General features: G+C 71.0%; 8 protein-coding genes. 5 read left to right on the plus strand and 3 right to left on the minus strand.

From position 1 onward, the window contains the following. Positions 1–281: 281 nt before the first annotated feature. Positions 282–1,262 carry a helix-turn-helix transcriptional regulator gene (locus ACOJTC_RS24835; protein ID WP_420118696.1) on the minus strand — a complete coding sequence of 327 codons (981 nt, stop codon included), beginning with the start codon at positions 1,260–1,262 and terminating at the stop codon, positions 282–284. On the opposite strand from ACOJTC_RS24835, the gene ACOJTC_RS24840 reads away from it, so the two are divergent. The 4 genes from ACOJTC_RS24840 (at position 1,221) to ACOJTC_RS24855 (ending at position 5,269) form a co-directional block, all read left to right on the plus strand. Further along, complete coding sequence (locus tag ACOJTC_RS24840) at positions 1,221–2,264, plus strand: alpha/beta fold hydrolase (RefSeq protein WP_420118697.1); 1,044 nt, start codon at positions 1,221–1,223, stop codon at positions 2,262–2,264. The two genes, ACOJTC_RS24835 and ACOJTC_RS24840, sit on opposite strands and share 42 nt — an antisense overlap. Positions 2,265–2,694: 430 nt before the next feature. After that, positions 2,695–3,888 (plus strand): Cmx/CmrA family chloramphenicol efflux MFS transporter, encoded by a 1,194-nt coding sequence (locus tag ACOJTC_RS24845; RefSeq protein WP_420118698.1) that lies wholly within the window; start codon positions 2,695–2,697, stop codon positions 3,886–3,888. Positions 3,889–3,897: 9 nt separating this feature from the next. After that, positions 3,898–4,335 (plus strand): hypothetical protein, encoded by a 438-nt coding sequence (locus ACOJTC_RS24850; RefSeq protein WP_420118699.1) that lies wholly within the window; start codon positions 3,898–3,900, stop codon positions 4,333–4,335. 235 nt (positions 4,336–4,570) lie between these two features. Then, the gene (locus tag ACOJTC_RS24855) at positions 4,571–5,269 is read left to right on the plus strand and encodes an alpha/beta fold hydrolase (RefSeq protein WP_420118700.1); all 699 of its coding nucleotides are present in this window, start codon (positions 4,571–4,573) and stop codon (positions 5,267–5,269) included. 49 nt (positions 5,270–5,318) lie between these two features. Here the strand turns inward: ACOJTC_RS24855 and ACOJTC_RS24860 are convergent, their stop codons facing one another. Both ACOJTC_RS24860 and ACOJTC_RS24865 read right to left on the minus strand, forming a co-directional pair. Then, positions 5,319–5,876: a dihydrofolate reductase family protein gene (locus tag ACOJTC_RS24860; RefSeq protein WP_420118701.1), complete on the minus strand. Its 558-nt coding sequence runs from the start codon at positions 5,874–5,876 to the stop codon at positions 5,319–5,321. 56 nt (positions 5,877–5,932) lie between these two features. Beyond that, complete coding sequence (locus ACOJTC_RS24865) at positions 5,933–6,379, minus strand: AAA family ATPase (protein WP_420118702.1); 447 nt, start codon at positions 6,377–6,379, stop codon at positions 5,933–5,935. A gap of 162 nt (positions 6,380–6,541) precedes the next feature. Between ACOJTC_RS24865 and ACOJTC_RS24870 the strand changes: the two genes are divergently transcribed. Further along, the gene (locus tag ACOJTC_RS24870; protein ID WP_420118703.1) at positions 6,542–7,483 is read left to right on the plus strand and encodes an AEC family transporter; all 942 of its coding nucleotides are present in this window, start codon (positions 6,542–6,544) and stop codon (positions 7,481–7,483) included. The last annotated feature ends 195 nt before the right edge of the window (positions 7,484–7,678 follow it).

The raw sequence follows: 7,678 nt of genomic DNA on the forward strand, positions 1-7,678 counted from the left end.
GCCGCCCCCCACCCCGCCCGGTAACGCCCGTGGGGCGCGCGGGGGTGCCCGGCGCGCCCCCCGCTGACCACCTCGCCGGTCTCGGCGTCGCAGACCACGACCTTGGTCGACTGGGTCGACGAGTCGACCCCGGCGACGAGAGTCCTCGCGCCACCCATGGCGGTGCCTCCGTAGCTCGGCGGGACCCGACCCTACGTCCTGCACCCGGATTAGTTCAATGGCTTGACAGAATTGCCGTCGCGGTAGCGGCCCCGACCGTGCAGCGCCAGCGCCGACCTCGATCACCGTTCTGCCGTACGGGATCCCTGCCGCTGTGGGCCGTATCGTTCGACGAGCACGGTGCCGATCGCGGCCAGGTGCTCCAGCACCCCCGCAGGGCCGGTCACCTCCAGGTAGTCGACCAATCCGGCAAGCTCACCGGCGAGTTTGTGCTCGTCGTTACCGCGGATCACGACCTCGACGCGGCCGTCGGTCGTGGCACCTCCCGCCTCGAGACGGGTGCCGAACCCCATCCGGAGCACGCCTATCCCGTGGGGCGCGCACGTCGCGTGCGCCTCGACGGGCATTCGCCTGCGTTCGACCTCGTCGGCGATCTCGCGCCAGCTCCCGGCCAGGTCGAAGTCCTCCGGCCGGTGCACGGGATCGACGGTCGGGTCGACGGACGACACCCGGTCGATCCGGAAGGTCCGCCGGCCGGCCTCGGTGCCGGCGACGAGATACCACGCCGGGCCCTTGGCGACGATGCCCAGCGGGTGGACCGTTCGCCCGGTAGCGGCGCCGTCGCGGTCGACGTAGCCGAGCCGGACCTGGACGCCGCGGATCACCGCGTCCTGGAGTTCGTCGAGGAACCGCGGCGGTCGGGGCTCGACCTGGCTCGCCCCCCATCGTCGCGGGTCCGTGACGAGCGCCGTCGCCGCCGCCTCGGCCTGCTCCCGGAACGGCTCCGGCAGGGCACGGACGAGCTTGCGCAGCGCCGCTTTCGCGGCGGGCGTGACGGACGAGGCCGGGCCGGCGACCAGGAACAGGGCGCGGGCCTCACCCGCGGTCAACCCGGACAGGTCGGTACGGGCGCCGCCCACGAGACGCCAGCCACCGCCCCGGCCCTGCACGGAGTACACCGGCACGCCGGCCATGCCCAGGGCGTCGAGGTCGCGGCGGGCGGTGCGTTCGGAGACCTCCAACTCCCGGGCGACCTCCGCCGCGGTCACCCGGCCGCGCTGTTGCAGCAGCAGGAGCAGGGCCATCAACCGGTCGGCTCGCACCCGGACGACACTGCCACGGAAACCGGTCAGGAGGTGACCGGTATCGGTCCGCAGGATGTCCGCATGACAATCGACTTTCCCGAGCCCACCCGTATTCCGGTCAACGGCGTGCACCTCGAAGTCTTCGAAGCCGGCCGGCAGAACGTGGGCAATCCCGTGGTGCTCTGCCACGGCTGGCCGGAGCACGCGTACTCCTGGCGCTACCAGGTGCCGGCCCTCGCTGCGGCGGGCTACCACGTCATCGTCCCGAACCAGCGGGGTTACGGCACCTCGTCCCGGCCCGCCGACGTGACGGAGTACGACATCGCACACCTGTCGGGCGACCTCGTCGCCCTCCTCGACCACTACGGCTACGCCGATGCCACCTTCGTCGGCCACGACTGGGGCGCATTCGTCGTCTGGGGCCTGACCCTGCTGCACCCGGACCGGGTCAACGGCGTGGTGGCGCTGAGCGTGCCCTACCAGGAGCGCGGCGAAACGCCCTGGATCGAGGCCATGGCGGCCGCGCTCGGCGACGACTTCTACTTCGTGCACTTCAACCGGCGGCCGGGCCTCGCGGACGCCGTGTTCGAGCAGGACACGTTCCGGTTCCTGCGGAACCTGTACCGCAGGAACGTGCCCCCCGCAGCGCCTCAGCCGGGCAATGCGCTGACCAACCTCGCCAGGGCGCAAACCCCGCCCGGGGAGCCCGTCATGAGTGACAGCGACCTGGCCGTCTTCGTCTCCGCCTTCGAGTCGGCAGGGTTCACGGGCGGGATCAACTGGTACCGGAACCTGGACCGCAACTGGCGTCTGCTGGCCGACGTGGACCCGATCATCCGACAGCCCGCCCTCATGATCTACGGCGACCGCGACCCGGTCGCGAAGGCGGAAAGGCTGACGGAGTTCGTGCCGAACGTGGAGGTGGTCAGTCTGGACTGCGGTCACTGGATCCAGCAGGAGAAGCCGCAGGAAACGACCGAGGCGATTCTGACGTGGCTGGGCCGGCGCGGGACCGCCTAGCACCTCCGCCGGACAGGCGTTTCCCGATCCGGGGGATCGCGTGTGCTCGCTGCTGGTCATGTCCCCGGCGCGGTGGGTTGGTGCGTCGCCACCAACCCACCCGGGTGCTGTCGGCCGGAGCTCTGACCTGTGTCGCCCGGGTCGGCCCCTCCACCACGCCCACCGGGATCGAGATGACCCGCGAGCGTCCTCGTTGTGCGCGCCCACCAGCGACGACGGGCCCGTTTGGTAGCCTCGCGAGGTGAGTTCCCCCCAAGCGGACTGGTCAGGGCTGCCGGCCTCCCGGTAGCCCCAGATGCCCCAGTCCCTGCGCTGACGAGCCGCGCCGACCCGGTCGGCGGCGACGTCGCACGAGTTCCTGCGCATCCGAAGCACCGGCAGTGCCACACGCCTGCCACCCATCACGTCCTTGCTTCGGGAAGGTCCGCTCATGCCCGTCCTCCTCTACCTGCTCGCCGTCGCGGTCTTCGCCCAGGGAACCTCGGAGTTCGTCCTCGCCGGCATCCTTCCCGGCATCGCCACCGACCTGGCGGTTCCCCTCGGCCGGGCCGGGCTTCTCACCGCCGGTTTCGCCCTGGGAATGGTCATCGGCGCGCCGACGATGGCCGCCGCTGCCCGCCGGCTCCCACCCCGCTGGACCCTGGCCGGCTTCCTGACCCTGTTCATCGCCGCGCACGTCATCGGCGCGGTCACCGACAGCTTCGCCGTCCTGGTGGCCTCACGGATCGGGGCCGCGTTGGCCAATGCCGGGTTCCTCGCCGTCGCACTCTCGACCGTGACGCGCATCGTGCCGGCCGAGCGGCACACCCGCGCGCTGGCAGTCATCCTCGGCGGCACCACCCTCGCGCTGATCGCCGGGGTGCCCGCCGGTGCCCTCGTCGGCGACGTGCTGGGCTGGCGCGCCACCCTGTGGGCGATCGCGCTGCTGTGCCTGCCTGCGCTGGTCGCGGTTCTGGCGGCCACGCCGACCCACCCGCGGGAGACCGCGCAGCCGAGCGCCGCGAGCAGCATCGGCCGCGAGCTGGCAAGTCTGCGACTACGTCCGGCGCAGTGCAACATCGTGCTGGCCGTGCTGGTCAACGCCGCGACGTTCGGTACCTTCACCTACCTGGCGGCGATCGCCACCGGACCGGCCGGGCTCACCGAGCGCACCGTACCGTTGCTGCTCGCCGTCTTCGGAACCGGCGCGTTCCTCGGGGTCACCGTGGCCGGGCGGTTCGGTGACCGGCACTGGCGACCGCTGATCACCGTCACCGGGCCGCTGCTCACGGCGGGCTGGGTGCTGCTGGCGTTCACCGTTGCCAGCCCCGTGGCGTTGTGGTTCCTCGCCCTGACCCAGGGCGCGTTGTCCTTCGCGTTGGGCAGCACGCTCATCGCCCGGATCATCGCCACCGTGCGCGACGCACCCACGATGGCTGGCTCCTTCGCGACCGTCGCGTTGAACATCGGTGCCGTCACCGGACCCGTCGCCGGCGGTTTCGCCATCGAGGCCCTCGGCGCGCCCGGCCCGGTCATCGTCAGCTGCGTGCTGGTGATTCTCGCCGTCGGCGTCTGGTCCACCTGTCGAGCCGCACACCGGCAGGACCGCTCCTTGCGAACAAGCGAGGATCCTGCCGCTCGATAGCATGCGCGCATGTATGCGCTCTACGCCTGGGGAAACTTCATCAGGGAGGTCGGACTCGACCGGCGGCCGACCTGGCTCGACCCGGCGGTGCTCCGCGGCGAACGACAGGTCGTCGACGACGGCCTGATGATCGGCGACACCGACACGCTGCTGGTCGACGGTCCCGGCACTCTCTTCGAGATCGATGACGACGACAAGAACCTCGTGCCCGGTAGTGCGCTCGTCGGCCGGGACCTCAGCGGTGTGCCGTGGCGGGTCTCCCGCATCCGCGCAGCCACCGACGGCACCCGCGAGGACGCCCTGCGCATCGTCGCGGCGGCCGAGGAGGATGGCGACTACTACGAGGAAGACGAGCGGCACGAGTACAACTCGGTCCCGGTCGGCGAGATCGTCACCCTCTGGGAGGACGCTCACGGCCAGTGGACGCTGGCCCTGGTCGAGCTGTGACAACAGGGTGACCCCGCCCGGCTGATGCCGTCTGTCAGCCGGGCGGGGCCACCCTGTCGGGGCCTGCGCAGATAGGAAGGGCCGGGTCGCTCCTGACAGGACGGCGTTCCTCGTAGGACAGCGGTCGACACGACGCGATCCCTGTCCGTAGTTGCCTGGATCCGGCGTGAACTGACGACCCGGGCCCGCGGCACCCCTCTGCTCGCCACGAACAGGGCTGATACCGTCCCCGGACATGGAATCCCGGACGGTTCAGGTGGGAACCGCCGCACTGCACGTGGGCGTCACCGGGCAGGGGCCCGACGTCGTAGTCCTGAGCGGCGGCCCGGGATGCGTGCAGTACCTGGAACACGACGAACTTGCGCCACGAGGTCACCGTGCCTGGTACCCCGAGCCGCGCGGCGTCGGCCGCTCGACCGGTGGCCCGCACACCATGGAACAAGCCGTCGCCGACCTCGAAGCCATCCGTGCCGCAGTCGGTGTCGTCACCTGGATCGTCGCCGGTCACTCCTGGGGTGGTGATCTCGCGGTGCGCTACGCCGTCGACCATCCGGAGGCGGTGGCCGCGGTGGTCAGCATCGCCGGTAGGGGACCGCAACGCGACCAGACCTGGTCCGAGGCGTACAAGGCCGGCAGGGCGACACAGCCGGTGGTGGACATCGACCACGTACCCGAGGTCCACGCGGCACTCGGCGACTCGTTCACCGAATGGACCCACCGGGCCGACCTGTGGCGCGGGCTCGCCACCTGCGGCGTACCGATGCACCTCATCGCCGCCGGCGACGACATCCGCCCCTCCTGGCCCCTGGCGCAGCTCGCCGCACTCGTGCCACACGGACGGTTCTCCACCGTTGCGGATGTACCGCACGACTTCTGGTTCACCCACCCCGAGCTGTGGACCTCGACCATCACCGACGCCTGCACCGGTCCGTGATCCGCGCGAGGCGGCCGGACTCCGGGATCTTCACGTCGGACTCCGGTGATCAGTCGGCGCGACGGTAGTGCAGCGCCAGCGCACCGTTGCGGAACGGCTTCGCCGAGACCAGTTCGAGTCGGCGGGTGCTGGGCAGCCCGCCCTGGTACAGGGTCGGGCCGTGACCGGCGATCCGGGGATGGACGACCATCCGGTACTCGTCGATCAGGTCCAGCCGGTCCAGCTCGGTCGCGAGGTTGCCGCTGCCGAGCAGGACCCCGGCCGGGGTCGCGTCCTTGAGCTTCTGCACGCCCTCACGCAGGTCACCGGCGATGTGGTGGCTGTTGCTCCACGGGAAGTCCGTGCGCGTCGTCGACACCACGTACTTGGGTTTGGTCTCCAGCGTGGCCGCCCACTTCTGCATGGCAGGCGACGCCTCATGGTCGCCGCGGGCGACGGCCGGCCAGGCGCTCTCCATCATCTCGTAGGTGACGCGACCCCACAGCATCGCCCCGCTCTCGTCCATGAGCCGGGTGAAGAAGGCGTGCGTGTCGTCGTCGACGATCCCCTCCTGGTGGTCGACGCAACCGTCCAGGGTGATGTTGAGGCTAAAGGTGAGCAGGCCCATGGCCGGCGAGTCTAGTGCCGGGGCGGCCACGGCCCGAGCGCGACATGCAGTGACGATCAGCGCTCCTTCCCGACCAGCGCTTCGATGGTGTCCGCCAGTTCGGAAACCCTCCGACGTCCGTCGAGTTCGACGGTGGCTCCACGCCTGAGCAGTGGTTCGACGGTCAGGACGTAACGGGCGATCTCCGCCCGCTGTGCGGGAGTCCTTCCATAGGGGTTCGTCCGGCGGGTGACCCGGTGGAGAAGAACCTCCAACGGTGCGCTGAGCAGAACGACGTGGTGAAAGCGGTGGTAGAAGCGGACCTGGTTCTCCACCGTCCCGGACACGACCAGATCACGGTGCCGGTCGAGCAACCGGTTCATCCCCGGCTCGTCCCAGGTCCCGTCGGGCAGCTCCCAGCCGCCGTAGTCCGTGTCGACGGTGCGGAAACCCCGCCGGCGAAGCTCGTCGAGGACCGTCGTCTTTCCCGCGCCAGACATGCCGGTCACCAGTACCCGCGCCACGTCCGTACGGTAGCGGGAGACGAGACACGGGCCGGCCGGTGGCAGGGTCTCCGGGCGGTCGTCCAGGGGTGACGCGGATCGAGGCGATACTGATGACCTGGCGCATGGGGACACCGGCCATCGGGCGCAGCGATCCCTCGTCCGGCCGTCGGTGACCCCCGGATGAGCCTGGTGTCGGCGTTCGTGCCGATCTGGATTCTCACCGTGGTCGGTTACGCGGCGTGTCGGTGGGGTCTGTTGGGCGAGGCCGGGGCGGCGGTACTCGGCCGGTTCGTGTTCCAGCTGGCGATGCCGGCCGCCCTGTTCCTGGCACTGTCCCGGATGCCGTTGTCCGGGTTCGCGAGCCGCCCGCTGCTCGCCTTCGCGGTGAGCACGGCTGCCGTGGTCGGGTTCGGGTGGTTCGGTGTGAGCCGGCTGTTCGGTCGCGAGCCTGGGGAACGACCCCTCTGGGGCATGGCCGCCGGGTACGTCAACTCGGCGAACCTCGGCATCCCCATCGCCACCCAGGTCCTCGGTGACGTGGCGTTCCTGGCGCAGGTGGTGCTGCTGCAGGTGCTGGTGGTGGCACCCGTGATCCTGGTCGCCCTGGACCGGCACGGCGACCCCGCCGGGCGGGTACGGATGCGCCGGATCGCCTCCCTGCCGGTACGTAACCCGGTGATCCTGGCGTCCCTGCTCGGTGTCGCCTGCTCGGCTGCCGGCCTGCGGCTGCCGGCGACGGCCGACGCGACGCTCACCCTGCTGTCGGGTGCCGCGGCTCCAGCCGCTCTGGTCGCGCTCGGCGCGTCGTTGCACCGCGGTACGCCGTCGCGGGACGATCGGGCCGCGCCGGCTGAACGGGCCGGACGGGGCGAGCTGGCCGTGGTCACGGCGCTGAAGCTCGTCGGGCAGCCGGTCGTCGCGTACGTCGCGGGACTGGCCCTGCACCTACCCGCCCCGCAGTTGCTCGCCGTGGTGGTGTGCGCGGGCCTGCCCACAGCGCAGAACACGTTCATCTTCGGCCAGGAGTACGGCGTCGGCGAGGCGGTGACCAGCCGGGCGGTGGTCCTGACCACGACGCTGTCGCTGGTCACCCTGGCAGCGGCGGCGGGCGCGCTCGGATAGATCCACCTGCGGAGACACCCGCAACCCATGGTGGCTCACCCCGACCGTGTGCCGGCGGCCAGACCTGCCGGTCATCGGCGGCCCCCGCAGCCGGTCGGGGCGCGGTCTGCGGCGTGAACGCGTCCGTCGGGGCAGTGGACCCGCCATGATGACGGTTTGAAGGCGATCTACCCTGACGACGGCGACGGCGACGGC

The organism is Micromonospora sp., from assembly GCF_048594385.1.
In the GTDB taxonomy this organism is placed as follows: Bacteria; Actinomycetota; Actinomycetes; order Mycobacteriales; family Micromonosporaceae; genus Micromonospora; species Micromonospora wenchangensis.

What these genes read in the sequence shown, in the direction of transcription:
- ACOJTC_RS24855 (WP_420118700.1), top strand. Translation starts at nt 4,571, where the DNA reads ATGGAATCCCGGACGGTTCAGGTGGGAACCGCCGCACTGCACGTGGGC.
- ACOJTC_RS24870 (WP_420118703.1), top strand. Translation starts at nt 6,542, where the DNA reads ATGAGCCTGGTGTCGGCGTTCGTGCCGATCTGGATTCTCACCGTGGTC.
- ACOJTC_RS24850 (WP_420118699.1), top strand. Translation starts at nt 3,898, where the DNA reads ATGTATGCGCTCTACGCCTGGGGAAACTTCATCAGGGAGGTCGGACTC.
- ACOJTC_RS24845 (WP_420118698.1), top strand. Translation starts at nt 2,695, where the DNA reads ATGCCCGTCCTCCTCTACCTGCTCGCCGTCGCGGTCTTCGCCCAGGGA.
- ACOJTC_RS24860 (WP_420118701.1), bottom strand. Translation starts at nt 5,876, where the DNA reads ATGGGCCTGCTCACCTTTAGCCTCAACATCACCCTGGACGGTTGCGTC.